19 protein-coding genes and 1 pseudogene are annotated in these 20,131 nt (G+C 72.5%); 11 read left to right on the top strand and 9 right to left on the bottom strand.

The window, feature by feature from the left end; translation table 11 throughout:
- Nucleotides 1–35 precede the first annotated feature (35 nt).
- On the top strand, nucleotides 36–3,233 hold the full coding sequence (locus ACZ4M5_RS09710; protein WP_467734788.1) for a tetratricopeptide repeat protein: 3,198 nt from the start codon (nucleotides 36–38) through the stop codon (nucleotides 3,231–3,233).
- Nucleotides 3,234–3,416: 183 nt separating this feature from the next.
- Here ACZ4M5_RS09710 and ACZ4M5_RS09705 read toward each other — a convergent pair whose 3' ends face one another.
- Together ACZ4M5_RS09705 and mca are read right to left on the bottom strand one after the other, a co-directional pair.
- Nucleotides 3,417–3,704: a hypothetical protein gene (locus ACZ4M5_RS09705; RefSeq protein ID WP_467734786.1), complete on the bottom strand. Its 288-nt coding sequence runs from the start codon at nucleotides 3,702–3,704 to the stop codon at nucleotides 3,417–3,419.
- Nucleotides 3,697–4,578 carry a mycothiol conjugate amidase Mca gene (gene mca / locus ACZ4M5_RS09700; RefSeq protein WP_467734784.1) on the bottom strand — a complete coding sequence of 294 codons (882 nt, stop codon included), beginning with the start codon at nucleotides 4,576–4,578 and terminating at the stop codon, nucleotides 3,697–3,699. The genes ACZ4M5_RS09705 and mca overlap by 8 nt, the downstream gene beginning before the upstream one ends.
- 148 nt (nucleotides 4,579–4,726) lie before the next feature.
- On the opposite strand from mca, the gene ACZ4M5_RS09695 reads away from it, so the two are divergent.
- Both ACZ4M5_RS09695 and greA read left to right on the top strand, forming a co-directional pair.
- Nucleotides 4,727–5,125, top strand: coding sequence for a DUF4307 domain-containing protein (locus ACZ4M5_RS09695; RefSeq protein ID WP_467734783.1), 399 nt, complete (start codon nucleotides 4,727–4,729; stop codon nucleotides 5,123–5,125).
- A gap of 179 nt (nucleotides 5,126–5,304) precedes the next feature.
- Nucleotides 5,305–5,802, top strand: a complete 498-nt coding sequence (greA, locus tag ACZ4M5_RS09690; protein ID WP_333932485.1) for a transcription elongation factor GreA — start codon at nucleotides 5,305–5,307, stop codon at nucleotides 5,800–5,802.
- A 58-nt stretch (nucleotides 5,803–5,860) separates the two neighbouring features.
- Here the strand turns inward: greA and ACZ4M5_RS09685 are convergent, their stop codons facing one another.
- The 3 genes from ACZ4M5_RS09685 to ilvA all read right to left on the bottom strand — a co-directional run bounded on the left by ACZ4M5_RS09685 (nucleotide 5,861) and on the right by ilvA (nucleotide 9,129).
- Complete coding sequence (locus ACZ4M5_RS09685) at nucleotides 5,861–6,718, bottom strand: ABC transporter permease (RefSeq protein ID WP_467734781.1); 858 nt, start codon at nucleotides 6,716–6,718, stop codon at nucleotides 5,861–5,863.
- Nucleotides 6,715–7,692 (bottom strand): ATP-binding cassette domain-containing protein, encoded by a 978-nt coding sequence (locus ACZ4M5_RS09680; RefSeq protein ID WP_467734779.1) that lies wholly within the window; start codon nucleotides 7,690–7,692, stop codon nucleotides 6,715–6,717. The genes ACZ4M5_RS09685 and ACZ4M5_RS09680 overlap by 4 nt, the downstream gene beginning before the upstream one ends.
- 207 nt (nucleotides 7,693–7,899) lie before the next feature.
- Nucleotides 7,900–9,129: a threonine ammonia-lyase gene (gene ilvA / locus ACZ4M5_RS09675; RefSeq protein ID WP_467734777.1), complete on the bottom strand. Its 1,230-nt coding sequence runs from the start codon at nucleotides 9,127–9,129 to the stop codon at nucleotides 7,900–7,902.
- Between the two features lie 164 nt (nucleotides 9,130–9,293).
- On the opposite strand from ilvA, the gene ACZ4M5_RS09670 reads away from it, so the two are divergent.
- The 3 genes from ACZ4M5_RS09670 (at nucleotide 9,294) to ACZ4M5_RS09660 (ending at nucleotide 10,788) form a co-directional block, all read left to right on the top strand.
- Complete coding sequence (locus ACZ4M5_RS09670) at nucleotides 9,294–9,800, top strand: MarR family winged helix-turn-helix transcriptional regulator (protein ID WP_467734775.1); 507 nt, start codon at nucleotides 9,294–9,296, stop codon at nucleotides 9,798–9,800.
- 201 nt (nucleotides 9,801–10,001) lie between these two features.
- Nucleotides 10,002–10,502, top strand: a complete 501-nt coding sequence (locus tag ACZ4M5_RS09665; protein ID WP_467734773.1) for a sigma factor-like helix-turn-helix DNA-binding protein — start codon at nucleotides 10,002–10,004, stop codon at nucleotides 10,500–10,502.
- A 37-nt stretch (nucleotides 10,503–10,539) separates the two neighbouring features.
- Nucleotides 10,540–10,788 (top strand): hypothetical protein, encoded by a 249-nt coding sequence (locus ACZ4M5_RS09660; protein ID WP_467734771.1) that lies wholly within the window; start codon nucleotides 10,540–10,542, stop codon nucleotides 10,786–10,788.
- Between the two features lie 23 nt (nucleotides 10,789–10,811).
- Here ACZ4M5_RS09660 and ACZ4M5_RS09655 read toward each other — a convergent pair whose 3' ends face one another.
- Nucleotides 10,812–11,966 (bottom strand): cystathionine gamma-synthase, encoded by a 1,155-nt coding sequence (locus ACZ4M5_RS09655; protein ID WP_467734769.1) that lies wholly within the window; start codon nucleotides 11,964–11,966, stop codon nucleotides 10,812–10,814.
- Nucleotides 11,967–12,139: 173 nt separating this feature from the next.
- On the opposite strand from ACZ4M5_RS09655, the gene ACZ4M5_RS09650 reads away from it, so the two are divergent.
- The 4 genes and pseudogenes from ACZ4M5_RS09650 (at nucleotide 12,140) to ACZ4M5_RS09635 (ending at nucleotide 15,846) form a co-directional block, all read left to right on the top strand.
- Nucleotides 12,140–13,258 (top strand): hypothetical protein, encoded by a 1,119-nt coding sequence (locus ACZ4M5_RS09650; protein WP_467734767.1) that lies wholly within the window; start codon nucleotides 12,140–12,142, stop codon nucleotides 13,256–13,258.
- A 9-nt stretch (nucleotides 13,259–13,267) separates the two neighbouring features.
- A pseudogene (locus ACZ4M5_RS09645) lies at nucleotides 13,268–13,396 on the top strand (peptide-methionine (S)-S-oxide reductase MsrA); the annotation flags it as partial.
- Nucleotides 13,397–13,473: 77 nt separating this feature from the next.
- Nucleotides 13,474–14,580, top strand: coding sequence for an AI-2E family transporter (locus ACZ4M5_RS09640; RefSeq protein WP_467735551.1), 1,107 nt, complete (start codon nucleotides 13,474–13,476; stop codon nucleotides 14,578–14,580).
- Nucleotides 14,581–14,655: 75 nt separating this feature from the next.
- Entirely contained in the window at nucleotides 14,656–15,846 is a 1,191-nt protein-coding gene (locus ACZ4M5_RS09635) for an MFS transporter (protein WP_467734765.1), read from the top strand.
- Nucleotides 15,847–15,867: 21 nt separating this feature from the next.
- Here the strand turns inward: ACZ4M5_RS09635 and ACZ4M5_RS09630 are convergent, their stop codons facing one another.
- Both ACZ4M5_RS09630 and ACZ4M5_RS09625 read right to left on the bottom strand, forming a co-directional pair.
- The gene (locus tag ACZ4M5_RS09630; RefSeq protein WP_467734763.1) at nucleotides 15,868–16,251 is read right to left on the bottom strand and encodes a VOC family protein; all 384 of its coding nucleotides are present in this window, start codon (nucleotides 16,249–16,251) and stop codon (nucleotides 15,868–15,870) included.
- Between the two features lie 172 nt (nucleotides 16,252–16,423).
- Nucleotides 16,424–17,464 carry an NAD(P)-dependent alcohol dehydrogenase gene (locus ACZ4M5_RS09625; RefSeq protein ID WP_467734761.1) on the bottom strand — a complete coding sequence of 347 codons (1,041 nt, stop codon included), beginning with the start codon at nucleotides 17,462–17,464 and terminating at the stop codon, nucleotides 16,424–16,426.
- 180 nt (nucleotides 17,465–17,644) lie between these two features.
- On the opposite strand from ACZ4M5_RS09625, the gene ACZ4M5_RS09620 reads away from it, so the two are divergent.
- Nucleotides 17,645–18,559, top strand: a complete 915-nt coding sequence (locus ACZ4M5_RS09620) for a helix-turn-helix transcriptional regulator (protein ID WP_467734759.1) — start codon at nucleotides 17,645–17,647, stop codon at nucleotides 18,557–18,559.
- Nucleotides 18,560–18,673: 114 nt separating this feature from the next.
- Here ACZ4M5_RS09620 and ACZ4M5_RS09615 read toward each other — a convergent pair whose 3' ends face one another.
- Nucleotides 18,674–20,098 (bottom strand): DUF6177 family protein, encoded by a 1,425-nt coding sequence (locus ACZ4M5_RS09615; RefSeq protein WP_467734757.1) that lies wholly within the window; start codon nucleotides 20,096–20,098, stop codon nucleotides 18,674–18,676.
- Nucleotides 20,099–20,131 lie beyond the last annotated feature (33 nt).

Below are 20,131 nucleotides of genomic sequence, written 5' to 3'. Positions count from 1 at the left end.
ACGGGAACGCCGTTGCCACCGGAGGGGGACGTGACATGCGGGACGGTCATCGGGGGGAGGCCGAGCGGTTGTTGGCCCGGGCCGTGGAGGAGGAGGTGCGGCGTTCCGGCGGGCGCACCGACGGCGGCGTGCTGCTCGCGCGGGGCCGCGCGGCGCTCGACGAGCTGGCGCGCAGCGCGTCGGAGGAGTACGAGGCGTACACGCGCGCCCTGGACGAGGCCGCGGCCGGGCAGCTGACCTTCGGGCAGCGCTACGCTCGGGAGGGCGCGGGCACTCCCCTGCTGGTGGCGGGGGCGGCGGCGGTCGCGGCGGTCGTCGCGGACCTGGCGCTGGGCACGGGCACGGGGACGGCCCTGGGCGCGGGCGCGACGGTGGCGGTGGTGGGCGCGGCGGCGACCGTCGCGAAGGTGGCCGGCGCGCACGTGCCGGCCGCGCACCACAGGGCCGGGGCGCTCGGCCAGCCCGGTGGCCCGGAGCAGCTGCGGCTGCAGTGGCTGACGGCGCTGGAGGTGCGGGGCATCCGGCCGTTCCTGGACCAGCAGCGGATGCTCGCCGCGTCCACCGGGCCGAAGAAGGCGGGGCCGCGGCTGCGGGGCGCGGACAAGAGCGCGGCGGCCCGCGGGCGGAACGTGCTGGCGCAGTCGTTCGCGCAGGTGCCCCGGGCGGTGGAGCCGTTCGCGGGACGGCGGCGGGAGCTGGCGCAGATCCGGCAGTGGGTGCAGGCGGCCCGGGCGAGCACGCAGACCCGGGCGACCGTGGTGGTCCTGCACGGCACGGCCGGCAGTGGCCGCACGGCCCTCGCGGTGGCCGCGGCGCACGAGTTGAAGGACTACTTCCGCGGCGCCTGCGTCGTCGACCTGCGCGCGGAGGGCCCGCGCGGTGCGCCGCTGTCCACGCGTGACGCCCTGCTGCATCTGCTGAACCGGCTGGGCGCACCGCGCGAGCAGCTGCTGTTCCGGGAGCGTTCCTCGCCCGACCAGCAGGTCAGGCGGTTGACCGAGCTGTATCACCAGCATCTGACGGGCGTGCCGGTGACGATCGTCCTGGACGACGCCTCGGACGCGGGGCAGATCAGCGCCCTGGTCCCGGAGCGGTCCGACAGTCTGGTGCTGGTGACCGCGCGGGAGCCGCTGGAGCCGGCGGACCTGCCGGCGCGGGTGCACCGGCTGGCGGTGGAGCCGCTGGACGCGGCCGGTGCGGAGGAGCTGCTGGGCGCGGTGGCGGAGGACCGGTCCGGGCCGTACGACGCGGAGTCCGCGGAGCGGGTGCGGGAGCTGTGCGGCGGGCTGCCGCTGGCGCTGCGGATCGCGGGCTCGTCCCTCGGTGTGCGCTCCCCGCGTGCGCTGGCCGCGGACCTGGCGGCGTACGGGCCGGTCGAGCCGGTGGAGCGGGCCCTGTGGCTGCGCTACACCGACCAGCCGGAGACGGTGCGCCGGCTGCTGCGCCGGCTGGCCCTGGCGGGCCGGGCCTCGCTGGGCGCCGCGGCGGCGGCCGCGCTGCTGGCCACGGACGAGGCGGAGGCGACGCGTCAGCTGCGGGCCCTGTCCCGTGCGGGTCTGGTCGACCCGGTGCGCGGCGACCGCTACCGGCTGCACGACCTGGTCCGTTCCTTCGCCCGGGCCCGGCTGCTGGACGAGGAGGACCCGGCCGAGCGGGCGGCGGCGCAGGAGCGGCTGATCGTGAACTACGCGGAGCTGGCCGACTCGGTGCTGCGCATGGTCGACGGCAACATGTCGACGCGCACCAACCGTTTCAGCCCGTACGGCTTCACCTCGCTCGACGAGGCGCTGCGCTGGCTGGACGACGAGTCGAGCTTCATCACGGCGGCGCTGCGGCACACCGAGGGCGTGGACCGGGGGGCGGTGCTGAACCTGCTGGGCGCGCTGTGCGACTACTGCCTGCTGCGCGGCGACCTGTACCGGCTGGGCGAGATCAGCGAGCTGGCGCAGGCGGTGGACGAGGGGCTGCTGGTCCGCTCGGTGCAGTGGCGCACGGGCATCGCCGCCCGGCAGCTGGGCGAGCTGGACAAGGCGCGTACGACGCTCGCCTCGGTGGTCGACCTGTACCGGGAGGCCCACCACGACGCGGGGGCGGCCCGGGCGCTGTGTTCCCTGGGCATCACGCTGCACCACCAGGGGAATCTGACGGAGGCGTCGCAGAAGCTCCGCGAGGCCCTGGCCCTGCAGTCCTCGGCGGAGCTGGCGGCGGACCGGGCGTGGACGATGCACGCCCTCGCGGCGGTGGAGCGGGACCGGGCGCGGCTGGGTGAGGCGCTGGAGCTGCTGACGGAGTCGCTGGTGCTGCACCGCAGGGGCGAGTCGGTGCACGGCCAGGCGTGGGCGCACTTCCAGTTGGGTCAGCTGGGTCTGCGCATGGGTGACGTGGCGCGGGCGGAGGCGGAGCTGCGGGCGGCGCTGGAGCTGTACGGCCGGACCCGTGACGCGCGCGGGGAGGCGTGGGCGCTGACGCAGCTGGCCCGGGTGCTGCTGGTGTCGGGGGAGGCGTCGCAGGCGGTGGAGGAGCTGCGGGGCGCGGCGGGGCGGCACCGCGACAACGAGGACGCGCGCGGTGAGGCGTGGACCTTGTACTACCTGGGTCAGGCGCTGGAGGAGACGGGCGACCTGGACCGGGCGGTGCGGGAGCTGGAGCGCTCGCGGACGATGTTCTCCCGGATGCGGGACGTCTACGGCCTGGCCTGTGCCCGTCACCACTCGGCGCGGGTCACCCGCGACCAGCGGGCGGCGCAGACGGGTTCGCTGCGCAACTCCGGCTTCGCCCGGCAGCTGCTGGTCGACGCCCGCGCGGACTTCCAGCGGATCGGCGTGGCCCACGGGGAGGCATGGACGTGCCTGGAGCTGGCGGTGGTGGACGCGGGCAACGGCCGCACGCAGCAGGCGCTGGCCCTGTGTGACGAGGCGGCGGAACTGTTCGCGTCGTACGGGGACCGCCGGGGCGGGGACTGGGCGGGCTTCCTGCGCTGCACGCTGCTTCCGTACGCGGCGCCGGGCGGTGTGGAGGTCGGCACGGCGGTGGCCCAGGAGGAGCTGTCCCGGCTGTCCCGGGCGGACCATCCGCTGCGCGACGACAAGCTCGACGACTACGCCGGCGCGTGGGCCCTGCTGCTGGAGCGCGGCGTGAGTCTGGAGTCCGGCTGGCAGGCCTGGGGCCTCGGGATGACCCCGAGCAGGCACGCCCGCGAGGTGATGGGGGTACCGGTGGAATCCCGGGCGTGAGGTTCCGGGCCACCGGTGGATACCGGTGGACTGTCGGGCCGGAAGCCCGGGGACGGGCGGCGCGGGCGGGTCCGGGGTACGGGCGGAACCGGCCGGTTCCGGGATGCGCGCGGCGCCCGTCGGCGGTGGTGCGTGCCGCCGACGGGTGCGCGTCCGGCCGGGGGGAACCCTGGCCGGACGGGGTCAGCCCTGCTTCCTGCCCTGGCCCGAGGGCTCCGCGTCGGCGGCGCCGGCCGGTCCCTCCGGGGACGCGTCCGTGTCGGAGGGCTCCCTGGGGTCGGGGACCTCGGTGAACTCGACCCTGTTCATGTGCCGGCTCATGGACTTCATCAGGGCCCACACGGCCAGGGCCATCGCCGCGAAGACGATGAAGCCGAGGACGCCGGGGGTGACCTTGTCCTCGTCGACCTCCTTGGCGAGGGTGACGAGGTGCGTCATTGCCAGGCTTGCGCTTGCGCTCATGTCAGGCATTGTCGCGGATGCCCGCAAAGAGGTCGTCCTCGGGGAGGGAGGTATCGACGAGGGACTTCGCCAGCTCGTACTCCTCGGTCGGCCAGACCTCCTTCTGGATCTCCATGGGTACCTTGAACCAGCCGCCGTCGGGGTCGATCTGCGTGGCGTGCGCGATCAGGGCCTTGTCGCGGATCTCGAAGAACTCGCCGCACGGGACGTGGGTGGTCAGCGTGCGCTGCTTCATCCCGAACTCGTCCCAGCGCTTGAGCCAGTCCCCGTAGGGCGACTCCAGGCCGCGGTTGAGCATCGCCTGGTGCAGGGCCTCGGTGCGGGGGCGGTTGAAGCCCTGGTTGTAGTAGAGCTTCTGCGGCTGGTAGGCGGGGCCGTACTCGGCCTCCGGGTACTTCTCGGTGTCCGCCGCGCTCTCGAAGGCCACCATCGAGATCTTGTGGGTCATGATGTGGTCGGGGTGCGGGTAGCCGCCGTTCTCGTCGTAGGTGGTGATCACCTGCGGGCGGAAGGCACGGATCTTGCGCACCAGCTCCCCGGCCGCGTGCTCCACGTCCTCCAGGGCGAAGCAGCCCTCCGGCAGCGGCGGCAGCGGGTCGCCCTCGGGCAGGCCCGAGTCGACGAAGCCGAGCCATTCCTGCTTGACGCCCAGGATCTCCCGGGCCTCGTCCATCTCCTTCTTGCGCACCTCGTGGATGTGCTCCTCGATGTACGCGTCGCCCTGGAGCTTGGGATTGAGGATGGAGCCGCGTTCCCCGCCCGTGCAGGTCACGACCAGCACGTCCACCCCCTCGGACACGTACTTCGCCATGGTCGCAGCGCCCTTGCTCGACTCGTCGTCGGGGTGGGCGTGGACGGCCATCAGTCGCAACTGGTCAGTCAAGACTCAATCCTCAGTAAGTCGGCGCCCGGTGTGCGTCGGCGCAATCGGCGGCTTCTATAGTGACCGAATCGGGGGGCGAATAATTCCGGGACCGGGTCCCGGAGCCCCTTTCGGGACTCGCGTCCCGGCCCTGTCTGGAGGACGATCAATGACCACGGCGAGCACGCGGCCGCCCGAGGGCCGCTACGGCCGCACCTCGGACGAGCGCGCCGACCGCACGCTCAAGGTCGTCGGCGCCGTCCTCGCGGTGGCCCTGCTGGGGCTCGTCGGCTGGTTCGGCTACCACTACGTCGCCACGAACGAGATCAGCGCCGAGGTCATCAGCTTCGAGCAGGGCGAGCAGTCCGTGCGGGTGCACCTGGAGGTCCGCAAGGACGCGGGCACGGACGGCTACTGCACGGTCCGCTCGCAGGCCGAGAACGGAGCCGAGGTCGGCCGGGCCGACTTCCGCTTCGCGGGCGACGCGACCCGCATCGACAAGGTCGTCACGCTCCGCACGACCTCGCCGGGGACGACGGCCGAGCTGCTGGGCTGCCACGCCGACTGACCGCCGCCGGGTGTCGCCCGCAATACGCCAGGGCTGACCTGCGCGGACGTGATTCTGGTCGCTTATGTCCTCCCCCTTGGGCCCCTGAATTGTTAGGCTCGTGGTTTCGCCCTTCCGTGAAGGAACATGCTTCTGGGTAGGGCGATGCTTTGTATTCCCAGTACCTACGAGGAGCACCTGTGACCCAGACCAGCGAGAACGTCACCTGGCTGACCCAGGAGGCGTACAACAAGCTCAAGGCTGAGCTTGAGTACCTTACTGGTCCTGCGCGGGCGGAGATCTCGGCGAAGATCGCCGCGGCGCGTGAGGAGGGCGACCTGCGGGAGAACGGCGGGTACCACGCGGCCAAGGAGGAGCAGGGCAAGCAGGAGCTCCGTGTGCGCCAGCTCACCCAGCTCCTCGAGAGCGCCAAGGTCGGTGAGGCGCCCGCCGCCGACGGTGCGGTGGCTCCCGGCATGGTCGTCACGATCGCCTTCGACGGTGACGAGGACGACACGCTGACGTTCCTGCTCGCCTCGCGCGAGTACGCCAGCTCCGACATCGAGACCTACTCCCCGCAGTCCCCGCTGGGCACCGGCGTGATCGGCCACAAGGTCGGCGAGGACGCGGAGTACGAGCTGCCGAACGGCAAGAAGGCCTCGGTGAAGATCCTCAAGGCCGAGCCGTACGAGGGCTGACCCTCCCCTTTCCGGATCATCGACCTGCCCCCGGCGCCGCGCGGCGCCGGGGGCTTCGTCATGCGGTCGCGGAGCGGTACTTGCGCACGGCCAGGGTGCGGAACACCACGATGATGACGACCGAGTAGATCAGCGAGGCCCACACGGGGTGCTGCATGGGCCAGGCGTCCGAGGTGGACTGGCCCGGGTTGGCGAACAGCACCCGGCAGGCCTGCACGGTGGCGCTGAACGGGTTCCACTCGGCGATGTGCCGCAGCCACGGGGTCATATGGCTGGTGTCGACGAACGCGTTGGAGATGAAGGTGACCGGGAAGAGCCAGATCAGGCCGCTGGAGGTGGCCGCCTCCGGTGTCCGCACGGACATGCCGATCAGCGCGCCGATCCAGGTGAAGGCGTAACCGAGCAGGAGCAGCAGGCCGAAGGCCGCGAGGACCTTGGCGGCGTTGGTGCTGCCGTCGGACCCGACGCGCCAGCCGACGAGCAGGGCCACCGCGGCGAGGACGACGAGGGTGAGGGCCGTCTGCACCGAGTCCGCGAGGGTGCGTCCGGTGAGGACCGCGCCGCGTGCCATGGGCAGGGAGCGGAATCGGTCGATGAGCCCCTTGTGCATGTCGTCGGCGATGCCGGCGCCGGAGCTGGCGGTGGCGAAGGTGACGGTCTGCGCGAAGATGCCGGCCATCAGGAAGTTCTTGTAGGCGGTGGCGCTGGTGCTCTCGCCGATCTGCATGGAGCCGCCGAAGACGTAGGTGAACAGCACCACGAACATGATCGGCTGGATCAGGCCGTAGATGATCATCTCGGGGATGCGGCTCATGCGGATCAGGTTCCGCTTGGCGACCACCATCGAATCCCGGATCGACTGGCTGACCGGGTTCGCGGTGGGCGCGACCCGCACGGTGTCGGTGACGGCGCTCACTTCGCGGCCTCCTTGTCGCTGTCCTCGTCCTTGGTCTCGGCCACGTGCCCCGTCAGGGACAGGAAGACGTCGTCGAGGGTGGGCCTGCGCAGCCCGATGTCGTCGATCTCGATGCCGCGGGTGTCCAGCTCGCGGATGACCTCGGCCAGGAGCTTGGCGCCGCCGGTGACCGGGGTGGTGAGCTTGCGCATGTGCTCCTCGACCGTGGTGTCGCCCTTGCCGAAGCCGGCGAGCACCTCGGCGGCGGTGCCGATGTGCTCGCGCTCGTGCACCACGAGTTCGACGCGCTCCCCGCCGGTGCGGGCCTTGAGCTCGTCGGAGGTGCCCTTGGCGATGACCTTGCCCTGGTCGACGACCGCGATGTCGTGCGCCAGGTGGTCGGCCTCCTCCAGATACTGCGTGGTCAGCAGCAGCGTCGTGCCCCCGGAGACCAGTTGCTTGATGACCTCCCACAGCTGCTGGCGGTTGCGCGGGTCCAGGCCGGTCGTCGGCTCGTCCATGAACATCACGGGCGGTGAGACGACGAGGGCGGCGGCGAGGTCGAGCCGGCGGCGCATGCCGCCCGAGTAGGTCTTCGTGGGGCGGTCGGCGGCGTCGGTGAGGTGGAACTGCTCCAGCAGCTCGGCCGCGCGCTGCTTCGCCGCCTTGGCCTTCATCTGGTAGAGCTGGCCGACCATCTGGAGGTTCTCCCGGCCGGTCAGGTATTCGTCGACCGCCGCGAACTGGCCGGACAGGCCGATGGAGCGGCGGACCGCGTCGGGCTCCTTCAGCACGTCGATCCCGGCGACGACCGCCCGCCCGCTGTCGGGCCGCAGCAGGGTGGTCAGGCAGCGGACGGTGGTCGTCTTGCCCGCGCCGTTCGGCCCGAGCAGGCCGAGGACGGTGCCTTCGGGCACGTCGAGGTCGACGCCGTCCAGAGCCTTGACGTCACCGAAGGTCTTGACCAGCCCTTCGGCATGGATGGCGCCTGGCATATGAGTCTCCACGTCTTCGGGGATTCCCGGACGGACGTCCGGTGAGGTTGCTCACAGACACACCATAACGCGATGTATCGCGTCTCACAACGAGTTTGCGCGCGTCGCACCCCGTGATCACGAACCGTCCCCGGACCGGCCGAACGCCGGCCGGTCCACGAGCGTCTCCCCGACCGGCCGGACGGGCCGACCCGGTCCGCGGAGCCCTCAGTCCATGATCGTGTAGCCCGCGTCGCGCAGCGACCGGCCCACCTCGGCGCAGTGCTCCGGCCCCTTGGTCTCCAGGTGCAGCTCCACCTCCGCCTCCGTGAGCCCCAGCCGCGGGTCGGTCCGCACGTGGCTCACGTCCAGGACGTTAGCGTCCACCTCTGACAACACGCCCAGCAGTTGCGCGAGGGCGCCGGGCCGGTCCGTCAGCCGCAGCCGGACCGCGAGGTAGCGGCCCTGCGCGGCCATGCCGTGCCGCAGCACCCGCTCCATCAGCACCGGGTCGACGTTGCCGCCGGACAGCACGGCGACGACCGGGCCCGTGAAGGAGCCGGGGTCGCTCAGCAGCGCCGCGACCGGGCTCGCCCCGGCCGGCTCCACCACCAGCTTCGCCCGCTCCAGGCACAGCAGCAGCGCGGCGGACAGCTCGTCCTCGCTGACCGTGCGCACCTCGTCGACCAGCTCCCCGATGATGCCGAACGGCACGTCACCGGGCCGTCCGACCTTGATGCCGTCGGCCATCGTGGCCGGGTTGTCGACCGTCACCGGCCGTCCCGCCGCCAGCGACGGCGGATAGGCGGCCGCGCCCGCCGCCTGCACGCCCACGATCCGCACGTCGGGCCGCAGGGCCTTGGCCGCCACCGCGATCCCGGCGGCCAGCCCGCCACCGCCGATCCCCACGACGATCGTCGCGGCCTCGGGGCACTGATCGAGGATCTCCAGCCCCACCGTGCCCTGCCCGGCGATGATGTCGGGGTGGTCGAAGGGGTGGATGAACACCGCGCCCGTCTCGGCCGCGTACTCCTGCGCGGCGGCGAGCGTCTCGTCGACGACCTGCCCGTGCAGCCGCACCTCGGCGCCGTACTCCCGGGTCGCGCTGACCTTCGGCAGCGGGGCGCCCTTGGGCATGAACACCGTCGAACGCACGCCGAGCAGCGACGACGCGAGCGCCACACCCTGCGCGTGGTTCCCGGCGCTCGCCGCGACCACACCGGCGGCGCGCTCCTCGGGCAGCAGGCCGGAGATCCGGACATAGGCGCCGCGCAGCTTGAACGAGCCCGTCCGCTGGAGGTTCTCGCACTTCAGGTGGACCGGCGCGCCCACCATCCGGGACAGGTGCCTGCTGCCCTCCAGCGCGGTCGCCCGCGCCACACCCGCGAGCATTTTCTGGGCACCGCGCACGTCGTCGAGGGTGACCGAGCGCAAGGAGTCAGCCGTGCTGTAGCTCATGACTCCCAGCATCGCAGTTCACGGGCGGGAACGACCGTTGTGACCAACCTCCGAGACCCGCTTTGCGCAGCGCCGGTACGGCCCGCCCCCCGGCCGCGTACCCTGTCCCCCAATCTGCCAGCCCTCCACGAAGTGAGCCCCCGGCCATGCCCACAACACCTGGAATGTCGATGGACATGACGACCGTCGGTGACAGCGGTCTCCTCGACACGCTGCAGCACGAGGTGGCGCTGTTCGCCCGCCGTGCCGAACAGACCCGGCTCGGCGGCGTCGGGCAGGTGCGCAACTCCATGGACCGCGCCGCCTACCTGCTGCTCAACCGTCTGGACAAGGAAGGCCCCATGGGCGTCAAGGCGCTCGCCGCGAGCATGGGGATCGACTCCTCGACGGTCACCCGCCAGGTGGCTCCGCTCGTCGACACCGGCCTCGTCAAGCGCACCTCTCACCCCGAGGACGGGCGCGCGGTGGTACTGCAGCTCTCCCCGCGCGGGCAGGCCCGCCTGGAGGAAGTGCGCTCCTCGCGTCGCCAGTTGATGGCCGAGCTGACCCAGGACTGGCAGCCGGAGGAACGCGAGGCGTTCTGCTCGCTCCTGACCCGTTTCAACAGCGCGCTGTCCTCGCGGATGTCGGCGCAGGGGCTGCCGGGCCCGGAGGCCCCGCAGGAGTCCTGACCAGCCGTACGAACGGACCGCACACGCGCGTGGCACTCGGAGGCGGACGCCGACACCGTCGCCCGGGCGGCGCGCGTGAGGGTCGGTCCGGTGCTGCGCGGCTCTTGACCGCGAAGGCGTCGCCGGTCTGATATGAGACCGGGTCCCCGTCCGATACGGCCGGGACCGCATCCCCGGGGTCGCCGTCGGGCGGGAGGCGCGGTGCGAGAGCGGCACGCTGTCCAGGCAGCCCGCCGGGCCCGTGAGTTCGAGGCGTTCGTCGCGGGCGCGGCCGGGCGGCTGCTGCACGCCGCCACCCTGCTCACCGCCGAGACCCCGGACGACAACCCCCGCGCGCGGCGCCTGCTGACCCTGGCGCTGGCGCACACGTACGCGTGCTGGGACCGGCTGCGCGGCGACGACCCGTACGACCGCACCCGGCAGTACCTGGCCACCCGCTTCGCCCGTGGCGCGTGGCACCACCACGCCGTCTTCCGGCGGCGGGCCCCTGCCGCCGGGCCGCTGGCGTCCCTCACCCCGCAGGAACGGCTGGTCCTGGTGCTCCGGCTCCACGAGGGCGTCGCCGAGGAGCAGGTGGCGGCCCTGCTCGGGCTGTCCCCGGAGCGGGTGCGAGCGATCTGCCACCGCGCGAAGTCGGCCCTGCTGCACCGGCCGCACCCTCCCGCCCCGGCCGTCACGGCGGCGAAGGCGGTGCCGTCATGACCCGTACGGCCCGTGCGGTGCGCGGCGGGGGCCCGGCATGAGGGGCGCCGACCGGGAGGCCGCACTGCGGCGGATGCTGGAGCAGGGGCAGCGCACCGTGCCGCCCGGGATCCACGCGGAGGCGGTGCGCCGGGGCGGCCGGATACTGCGGCGCAGGGCGCTGGCCCGCCGTCTGATGTGGCTGGTGCTCGTCGCGGCCGCCACGGCGTTCACCGTGTGGGCGCTGACCGTCCAGCCGTGGGTGGAGCCGCCGTCGGAGACGACTCCACCCCTGTCCGGCTGGTGATCCGGCCGGGACCTCCCCGGGTCCTAGCCGAGCGCCTGCTGCAGGTCGGCCAGCAGGTCGTCGGCGTTCTCGATGCCGACCGACAGCCGCACCAGGTCGCCGGGGACCTCCAGCAGCGAGCCGGCCACGGACGCGTGCGTCATCCGGCCCGGGTGCTCGATCAGCGACTCGACGCCGCCCAGGGACTCGCCGAGGGTGAACACCTTGGCGCGGTTGCAGACCTCGACGGCCGCCTGCTCGCCGCCCTCGACCCGGAAGGAGATCATGCCGCCGAAGGACTTCATCTGCTTGGCGGCGACCTCGTGGCCGGGGTGCTCCGGCAGACCCGGGTACAGCACGCTCGTCACGCGCGCGTGCCGGGACAGCATGTCGGCGACCTTGGCGGCGTTCTCGCTGTGCCGGTCCATGCGCACGGCGAGCGTCTTGGTGCCGCGCAGCACCAGCCAGGAGTCGAAGGGACCGGCGACCGCGCCCATGGCGTTCTGGTGGAAGGCCAGTTCCTCGCCGAGCTCGGCGTCGGCCGTGATCAGCGCGCCGCCGACGACGTCGGAGTGGCCGCCCATGTACTTGGTCAGGGAGTGCACGACGACGTCCGCGCCCAGCGCCAGCGGCTGCTGGAGGTAGGGCGTGGCGAAGGTGTTGTCGACGACGAGGCGGGCGCCCCCGTCCCGGGCGACCTGGGCGACGGCGGCGATGTCGGTGATGCCGAGGAGCGGGTTGGAGGGCGTCTCCACCCACACGGCCTTGGTCTTCGGCGTGAGGGCGGCGCGCACGGCCGCCGGGTCGCTGGTGTCGGCCACCGACCACTCGACGCCCCAGCGGGCGACGACCTTCGCGAACAGCCGGAACGTGCCGCCGTAGGCGTCGTTGGGGATGACCACGTGGTCGCCGGGGGCGAGCAGCGTGCGCAGCAGGCAGTCCTCGGCCGCCAGCCCGGACGCGAACGCGAGACCGCGGCGGCCGCCCTCGAGGGCGGCGAGGTTCTCCTCCAGCGCGGTCCGGGTCGGATTGGCGCTGCGGCTGTACTCGTAACCGCCGCGCAGGCCGCCGACACCGTCCTGCTTGTAGGTGGAGACCTGGTAGATCGGCGGGACGACCGCGCCCGTCAGGGGGTCGGCGGTGTTGCCCGCGTGGATCGCGAGCGTCTCGAAGTGCTGACTGATGTGCCTGTCGCTCATGGGCCCGAGGGTAGTGCTCCGGGACGCGGAGTGCCGTGGGACGGGGCGACGCGGTCGCCGCAGCGGCGATTCCGAGGGTTTTCCCCCGGGCCGGCCCGGCCGCGCGGCGAGGTTTTCCACAGGTTCGCGGAGCAGGTTGGCCAATTGTCGGCGCGGTCTGGTTCGCTTGACGCATGGAGATTCTCTGGGTCCTGATCGCGCTGGTCATGCTGGGCTTCGTGCTGCTCCCCTTCCTGCGGCGCAGGCGCGGCGCGGTCGGGCTGGTCTCGCCCGACCACCCGGACGCGGCGGACCCGGCGAACTACGGCTTCGTCCGCGAGGAGGAGCTCGACATCCGCATGCCCGGCCCCGACCAGGACCTGCTGGACGTCCTGGACGTGGTGCAGCGCACGCAGGACTACCGCGCGGCCCAGCAGCTCCTCGCGGGCACGGAGGCGGAGGGCGAGCGCCGCTGGCAGCGTGTGCAGGCCTTCGCGGGAGCGGCCTCGCTGGAGCTGGCCCGGCGGCCGGGCGGGGTGAGCGACGCACCGGGCGGCCAGTGGCTGCGGGTGTGGCGGGCCGAGGCGCCCAAGGACGCGGGCGGCGCCGCGGTGCACGCCGAGTTCCTGGTCCAGCAGGCGTGGCGGACGGCCACGCCCGGGACGGACGAGTTCCGGATCATCATGGAGGAGGCCAGGGCGGCGTGCGGCGAGGCCGCGCTGCTGGCCCCGGGCGACCCGGTCCCGTACATCGTGGAGCTGTCGGTGGCCCGCGGACTGGCCTACTCGCAGAAGGACTTCGAGCAGGTGTGGCTGAAGATCCTGGACCGCGCCCCGGTCCACATGGGGGCGCACCTGGCCGCGCTGCACTACTGGTGCGAGAAGTGGCACGGCTCGCGACAGGAGGCGTACGCGTTCGCGGAGGCCGCGGCGGCCCGTGCCCCGCAGGGCTCCCTGCTGGCAGCCATGCCGCTCTTCGCGGTGTTCGAGCACCTTCCCGAAGTGACTCTGGTCAGCAGCTTCTGGCAGAGCGAGGTCGTCACCAAGGCGGTGCACGGCGCGCTGCACGCGGTCCACTCGGCCCGCCCGGACGACCCGATGCTGGCGCACGTGCGGCACATGCTGGTGTTCTTCCTGGTCCGCAGCGAGCGCTGGTCGGAGGCGATGAGCCAGCTGGTGCACATCGACGGTCATGTGGGCGCCCTGCCCTGGACGCTGTCCGCCGACCCGGCGGCGGAGTTCGCGGTGTACCGGGCGCTGGCGGTGGCGGGCTACGAGGCGAACGGCGGCAGCCCGGCGAACCTGCCGCACTGAGCCGGAGCGGCGGCTGCCCGCCTCTTCCACCCGGCCGAGCCGTACCACCAGCAGGACCCGGACAAGAACCGGGCGGGCCACCGCGGCATCGGCGGGACCGGGGTCTCCTGTCCGGTGGGGGTGGCCCGGGCCGCGGGCTGGGGCGGGAAGCCGGAGGTGACGCGGGGGTTCGGCCCTCGGCGGGCACCCAATAGGGTGCCTGCGTGACTGCGCCCCTGAGTTCCGACAAGTCCCGTGCCGCGCTGCGGATAAGCGCGCGGGTGTCCGCCGAGTTCCTGCTGGTGTTCGCCGCGACGGCGGTCGCCCTGTGGTTGCTGGGCCGGATGTGGTCGATCGTGTGGCCGCTGGTGGTCGGGCTGCTGCTGACCACCCTGACCTGGCCCGCCGCCCGGTATCTGCGCCGGCGCGGGTGGCCACCCGCGCTGGCCGCGTCCGTGGTGACCGTGCTGTTCCTGCTGCTCGCCGCGGGTGTCGTGGCGCTGATCGCCGTCCCGGTGGCCTCGCAGTCCGGCGAGCTGACCGACGGGGTCGTGGAAGGCATCCAGCGCCTGCGCGAGTGGGCGGCCGGGCCGCCGCTGAACATCGGGGACGCGCAGATCAACAAGGCGTTCGACAGTGCCGTCGGCCGCGCCCAGGAGGGCGTGGGCAGCATGGTCGGCGCGGTCGTCACGGGCGTGAGCACGGTGGTGAACGGCGTCGTCACCGCGGTCCTCGCGCTGTTCCTGATGTTCTTCTTCCTCAAGGACGGGCCGCGGTTCCTGCCCTGGCTCGGCCGTCAGCTGCCCGGTCGGCTCGCCACCGACGTGCCGACCGTCTTCGACCGCGGCTGGGCGACCCTCGGTGCGTTCGTGCGCTCGCAGGCCGCCGTCGGTCTGATCGACGCCGTGCTGATCGGCCTGGGCCTGTGGATCCTGGACGTGCCGCTGGTGCTGCCCCTGGCGGTGCTGACGTTCGTGTCGGCGTTCGTGCCGATCATCGGCGCCTTCTTCGCGGGGTTCGTCGCGGTCCTCATCGCGCTCGTGTCCAACGGGCTCATGGACGCGCTGATCGTGCTGGCCATCATCGTCGTGGTGCAGCAGCTGGAGGGCAACGTCTTCCAGCCCATGATCCAGAGCCGGGGCCTCGGCCTGCACGCGGCCGTGGTGCTGCTGGCGGTGACCCTGGGCGGCAGCCTCGCCGGCATCGTCGGCAGTCTGCTCGCCGTGCCGATCGCGGCGCTGATCGCGGTGGTGTGGAACTACGTCCGCGAACAGCTCGTCGACCGGGCGGCCGGACCGGACCCGGACGGCACCGACACGGCCGGTGACCCCGTCACCCCCTGACAGCCACCCGTCGCGTCCGCGCGGTCACCGTCCTGTCGGCCCGATGGCAGGGCTCGGCAGGGATACCGTCGGCACATGAACGGTGATCGTCCGGGATGGCTCCGCTGTCTGCTCGCCGGCGCCGTGTTCGCCGTGTGCATGGCGGGGACCACCCTGCCCACCCCGCTGTACCCCCTCTACCAGGCGGAACTCGGCTTCTCCGAGCTCACCGTGACCGTCGTCTACGCGGTGTACGCCTTCGCCGTCATCGGCGTGCTGCTGCTGGCCGGCAACGCCTCCGACGCCGTGGGCCGGCGGCTGGTACTGCTGGGCGGCCTCGGCTTCTCGGCGGCCAGCGCCATCTGCTTCCTGTGCGCGACGGGGCTGGGCTGGCTGTACGCGGGCCGGCTGCTGTCGGGACTGTCCGCGGGCCTGTTCACGGGGGCGGCCACGGCGTACGTGATGGAGCTGGCACCCCGCGGCGGCGCCTCCCGGGCCACCTTCGTGGCGACGGCCGCCAACATGGGCGGTCTCGGCTGCGGGCCGCTGCTGGCCGGGCTGCTCGCCCAGTACGCCCCCTGGCCGCTCACCCTGCCGTTCGCCGTGCACCTGGCCCTGGTGGTGCTGTCGGCCGCCGTCCTGCTGCGCCTGCCGGAGACCGTGCGGGAGCTGCGGCCGCTGCGCACCGTCCGGCCGCAGCGGCCCGCGCTGCCCGCGCAGGTGCGGGCCGTGTTCGGCCCGGCGGCGACCGCGTCGTTCGTCGGGTTCGCGCTGTTCGGCGTGTTCACGGCCGTCAGCCCGGCGTTCCTCGCCGAGTCCCTGGACCTGCACGACCACGCCGTGAGCGGGCTGGTCGTCGCCCTGGCCTTCTTCTCCTCGACCGCCGGGCAGCTCGCGGTCGGGCGGGTCGGCGTCGGCCGGTCGCTGCCGCTGGGCTGCGCCGTGCTGTTCGCGGGTCTGCTGCTGCTCGCGGGCGCCCTGCACTGGAACCTGCTGGCGCTGGTGGTGCTGAGCGCGCTGGTCGGCGGGGTCGGGCAGGGGCTGGCGTTCCGCGGGGCGCTGTCCTCGGTGGCCGCGGCGTCTCCGGCGGACCGGAGGGCGGCGGTGATCTCGACGCTGTTCGTCGTGGCGTACGCGGGGATCTCGGTCCCGGTGATCGGCGTCGGGCTGCTGACGGAACCGCTCGGCCTGGAGGGCGCCGGGCTGGTGTTCATCGCGTGCATGGGCGTCCTGGTCACCACGGCCGCGGTGTACCTGCTGCGCCGGCCGGTCCGGGCCGGGGCCTGACCGCGGGGGCCGGCCGTTGGATCAGCCGCCGCTGCCGTAGGGCCTGGTGATGATCTCCAGCCGGTGGCCGTCGGGGTCGTCGAAGTAGGTGCCGCGGCCGCCGTCGTGGTGGTTGATCTCGCCGGGGCGGCTGTGGAAGGGATCCGCCCAGTACGTCACCCCGGCCTCCCGGATACGGCCGAAGATCACGTCGAACTCGTCCTCCGAGACGAGGAAGGCGTAGTGCTGCGGCGTGATGGCTCCGGGGCTGTCCATGAAGTCGAGGGTGACGCCGTTGGGGATCTCGACCGGGAGGAACGGGCCGTAGGGCGGGCCGACCGCCAGCCCCAGGATGCCGGCGAGGAACCGGGCCGATGTGCCCTTGTCGTGCGAGGCGACGATGGTGTGGTCCAGCTGCACGGTCATGGCGGGCCTCCCCTGACGGAGCGGTGAACCCGTGGTGCACTCCCCTGTGTACCCGGGTGCGCGGGCGCGCGCACCAGGAACGCCCGAGGGCCCCGGCTCGTGGCCGGGGCCCTCGGGGGCAGGGGGGCCGGGGCGCGCCCCGGGTCCCGGGGCGTACGGCGACCGTCCGGTCTCAGATGGTGGCCGTGTCGATCACGAAGCGGTACCGCACGTCACTGGCCTGCACCCGCTCGTAGGCCTCGTTGACCTGGTCGGCGCGGATCAGCTCGATCTCGGCGCCCAGGCCGTGCTCGGCGCAGAAGTCGAGCATCTCCTGGGTCTCCGCGATGCCGCCGATCATGGAACCGGCGAGCGACTTGCCGCCGCCGATCACCGAGAACAGGTTCAGGGAGATGGGCTCCTCGGGGGCGCCGACGTTGGCCAGGGTGCCCTCGGTCTTCAGCAGCGACAGGTACGCGCCGAAGTCCAGCGGGGCCGAGACGGTGGAGACGATCAGGTCGAAGGTGCCGGCCAGCTCCTCGAAGGTCTTCGGGTCGCTGGTGGCGTGGTAGTGGTCCGCGCCCAGCTTCAGGCCGTCCTCGCGCTTGCGCAGCGACTGCGACAGCACGGTCACCTCGGCGCCGAGCGCGTGCGCGATCTTCACGCCCATGTGGCCGAGACCGCCGAGGCCCACGATGGCGACCTTCTTGCCGGGGCCGGCGCCGAAGCGCCTGAGCGGCGAGTAGAGGGTGATGCCGGCGCACAGCAGCGGCGCGGCGACGTCCAGGGACAGGCCGTCGGGGATGCGGACGACGAAGTTCTCGTCGACGACGACCTTCTGCGAGTAGCCGCCGTAGGTGGGTTCGCCGTCCTTGCCGATGCCGTTGTAGGTCGGGATGTTCCCCTTGACGCAGTACTGCTCGCGGCCGGCCTTGCAGTTCTCGCACTCGCGGCAGGAGTCGACCATGCAGCCGACGCCCACGCGGTCGCCGACGGCGAACTTCGTCACGCCGGAGCCGACCTCGGAGACGACACCGGCGATCTCGTGGCCGGGGACCATCGGGAAGATGCCCTCGCCCCAGCCCTCGTTGGCCTGGTGGATGTCGGAGTGGCAGATGCCGGCGAACTTGATGTCGATCAGGACGTCGTACTCGCCGACCTGGCGGCGTTCGATGGTGGTGCGCTCCAGCGGGGCCTTGGGGGCGGGAGCGGCGTACGCAGCGACGGTGGTCATGCCGGGGGTTCTCCTAGCGACGGGGTGTGCCCGGCTGCCTTCTGGATCTTCTGCCCGGGCACGTCTCCCAGCCTGCGCGATCCGCGAGCCGCTACCCAGACCACGCTTTTGCGTACGCACACCGTGCGTACCACTGGCGGGGTCAGGCTCGTGTGCGTACGACCAGGAATACTGGACGGCATGGACGTACAGCCCGAAACCACCCCGAGCAGCGGCGGCGGCCTGGACCGGCGGGCCGAACTGAGCGAGTTCCTGCGCACGCGGCGGGCGCGGCTGAAGCCCGAGGACGTCGGACTGCCCGACTTCGGGCGGCGCCGGGTGCCCGGCCTGCGCCGGGAGGAGCTGGCGCAGCTGGCCGGGGTGTCCGTGGCCTACTACACGCGGCTGGAGCAGGGCAACGGGCACAACGTGTCGGCGGAGGTGCTCGACGCCATCGCGCGCGCCCTGCGGCTGAGCGGCGCCGAGCACGCGCATCTGACGCACCTGGCGAAGCCGAAGCAGCACAAGAAGAAGCCGGCGGCGCGCAGCCAGCAGGTGCGGCCCGCGCTGCGGCACCTGCTGGACGCGATCGACAGCGTGCCGGCGTACGTCGTCGGGCGCCGTACGAACGTGCTGGCCTGGAACCGGATGGCCGCGGCCCTGTTCGGGGACTGGGCGGAGCTGCCGGCGCCGGAGCGGAACTGGGCGCGGCTGGTGTTCCTGCGGCCCGAGTACCGCGAGCTGTTCGTCGAGTGGGACCGGAAGGCGGCCGACATCGTCGGCTACCTGCGCATGGACGCGGGCTGCCACCCGGACGACCCGCAGTTGTCGGCGCTGGTCGGCGAGCTGTCGGTGAAGAGCGAGGACTTCCGCCGCCTGTGGGCCGCCCACGACGTGAAGGAGAAGAGCCACGGCATCAAGCGCCTGCGCCATCCCCTGGTGGGCGACCTGACCCTCTCCTTCGAGACGTTCCGCCTGGTCGACGACGCGGAGCAGTCCCTGATCACCTATCACGCGGAGCCGGACACCTCCTCCGCCGAGGCCCTGCGCCTCCTGGCCAGCTGGGGCACGGACGCGACCCGCGCGGGAACGACCACGACGGCCCCCCGGGACTAGGGTCCGTCTTCAACGGATCTCGCCCAGAGCAGAAATGACGCGAGAGTGACCGCCGCTTCGTGGGAGGTGGCGGTCTTCCCATGTCCAGGTCCTCCCTCTTCGGTGCTGCCGGACTCAGGAACCATGGCTCTTCAGGTGATCGTTGAGGCGCTTGAGACGTGTCCAGGCAGTGGGCTCAGTGCCGTCGCCGAGAGCGTAGTGCAGGGCAGGTCGTGCTGTGGGCCCGAGGAGGGCTGGGCGCACGTCCCGGAGGCCGGGGACCCCTTCGATGAGCGCGCGACCGAGGGCATGTGCCGCGTCGGGACCCAGCGTGAAGCAGAGCGGGACCGGAGGGGGCTCGTGGTGAGACGGGGTCGTCAGGTCAGCCCGGGCCGTGCGCAGGTGGACGAGCATCGAGATCAGGCGGTGACGCGTGGCCAGGGTCTCGGCGAGCTCGGGCAGTGCGTCGAGGGGCTGGGCCTGGCCGGCGGTGTAGCCGAGGGCGAGGGTGATGTGTTCCTCGATGCCCGCGGGCGTGTGGATGACTCGGAGAGTGGCGATCGCTGGGCGGTCCGGGGCGCCGACTGCCACCAGCCACGTCGGAGCGGACTTCTGGGCGCGTGCACGTGCCAGTTCCGTCAACTGCCTCGTTGACCATGGCAGGTTGACGGGCTCGGCGGTGGACCAGCCGACCGGTGGCGAACCGGTGAGGATCTGCCAGCAGGATTCGAGCGCGCCGCCCAGGACGAGGTGTTGGTCGGCAGGGTGAGTGGTGCGGAGGGTTAGCAGCAGTTGCTGGTCACCCTCGGTGTCGGGGGCGGGTGCCATGAAGGAGTCCGCGAACTGCGGGTCACCGTCCGCGGCCTCGGCCAGGGTGAACTTCCCGTCCCGCCAGCGCAGTACGACGCCGGTGAGCCCGTCGTAGAAACGGCCCTCCGTGTCGTGGACGACCCAGCGCGCGGGAAGACCGGTGAGCAGAGTACGCGTGGGAAGCGTGAGCCGAGTGCCGGGCGGGGTGACGATCTGCAGCTCGCGGCCCGATCCGATGCTGGTCCGGAGGAGATCTGTGAGAGACGCCGTCGCCGCGACGACTGGACGGTCCTGGACGACCACGGCTGCCTCGTCGGTGAGCACGTCGGCACCCAGCGGATGACGGGTGTCGGGGCGCTCACCGCCCGGACCGGACACAGTGACGACCTCTGTGTGCGCGGCGTTCGGTGGCCAGGTGGTGCCGCCCAGCACCGCGGTCAGTCGTCCGGCCACCGACCCGGCCAGCCGACCGGCCTCCTCGACCGCCGAGGTGGCCCGTACCTCGGTCCACCACATCGGCGCCTCGGCCCGCACCCCCTCGCCGAGCAATCTGCCTGGCTCGCCGGGCACTTGGACGAGGATTGGCACTTCGACGGTCAGCACGGGGGCGCCGTCGGGCGTGTGCAGTTGGATGACAGCACCCTCGGAAACACTGTCCGCGCACAGATCGGGCCCGCCCGCGTACAGCGCTGCGAGCAAGGTCTGGTTGTCCGGTGCCCTCGGCGTGAGGGCAACGACGTCGTGAGTCACAGGATTCCTCAACGCGATGGGCGGCCACCGGCG

It is taken from the genome of Streptomyces sp. NPDC026246, assembly GCF_055567995.1.
Note: the sequence above shows the minus strand (reverse complement) of the source record. Positions and strands in the feature narration are given on the sequence as shown.

Bases quoted from the DNA above. Each gene is read 5' to 3' on its own strand.
- ACZ4M5_RS09710 (WP_467734788.1), top strand. From the start codon at position 36: ATGCGGGACGGTCATCGGGGGGAGGCCGAGCGGTTGTTGGCCCGGGCC.
- ACZ4M5_RS09705 (WP_467734786.1), bottom strand. From the start codon at position 3,704: ATGCCTGACATGAGCGCAAGCGCAAGCCTGGCAATGACGCACCTCGTC.
- ACZ4M5_RS09695 (WP_467734783.1), top strand. From the start codon at position 4,727: ATGACCACGGCGAGCACGCGGCCGCCCGAGGGCCGCTACGGCCGCACC.
- ACZ4M5_RS09680 (WP_467734779.1), bottom strand. From the start codon at position 7,692: ATGCCAGGCGCCATCCATGCCGAAGGGCTGGTCAAGACCTTCGGTGAC.
- ilvA (WP_467734777.1), bottom strand. From the start codon at position 9,129: ATGAGCTACAGCACGGCTGACTCCTTGCGCTCGGTCACCCTCGACGAC.
- ACZ4M5_RS09670 (WP_467734775.1), top strand. From the start codon at position 9,294: ATGTCGATGGACATGACGACCGTCGGTGACAGCGGTCTCCTCGACACG.
- ACZ4M5_RS09660 (WP_467734771.1), top strand. From the start codon at position 10,540: ATGAGGGGCGCCGACCGGGAGGCCGCACTGCGGCGGATGCTGGAGCAG.
- ACZ4M5_RS09655 (WP_467734769.1), bottom strand. From the start codon at position 11,966: ATGAGCGACAGGCACATCAGTCAGCACTTCGAGACGCTCGCGATCCAC.
- ACZ4M5_RS09650 (WP_467734767.1), top strand. From the start codon at position 12,140: ATGGAGATTCTCTGGGTCCTGATCGCGCTGGTCATGCTGGGCTTCGTG.
- ACZ4M5_RS09635 (WP_467734765.1), top strand. From the start codon at position 14,656: ATGAACGGTGATCGTCCGGGATGGCTCCGCTGTCTGCTCGCCGGCGCC.
- ACZ4M5_RS09630 (WP_467734763.1), bottom strand. From the start codon at position 16,251: ATGACCGTGCAGCTGGACCACACCATCGTCGCCTCGCACGACAAGGGC.
- ACZ4M5_RS09625 (WP_467734761.1), bottom strand. From the start codon at position 17,464: ATGACCACCGTCGCTGCGTACGCCGCTCCCGCCCCCAAGGCCCCGCTG.
- ACZ4M5_RS09620 (WP_467734759.1), top strand. From the start codon at position 17,645: ATGGACGTACAGCCCGAAACCACCCCGAGCAGCGGCGGCGGCCTGGAC.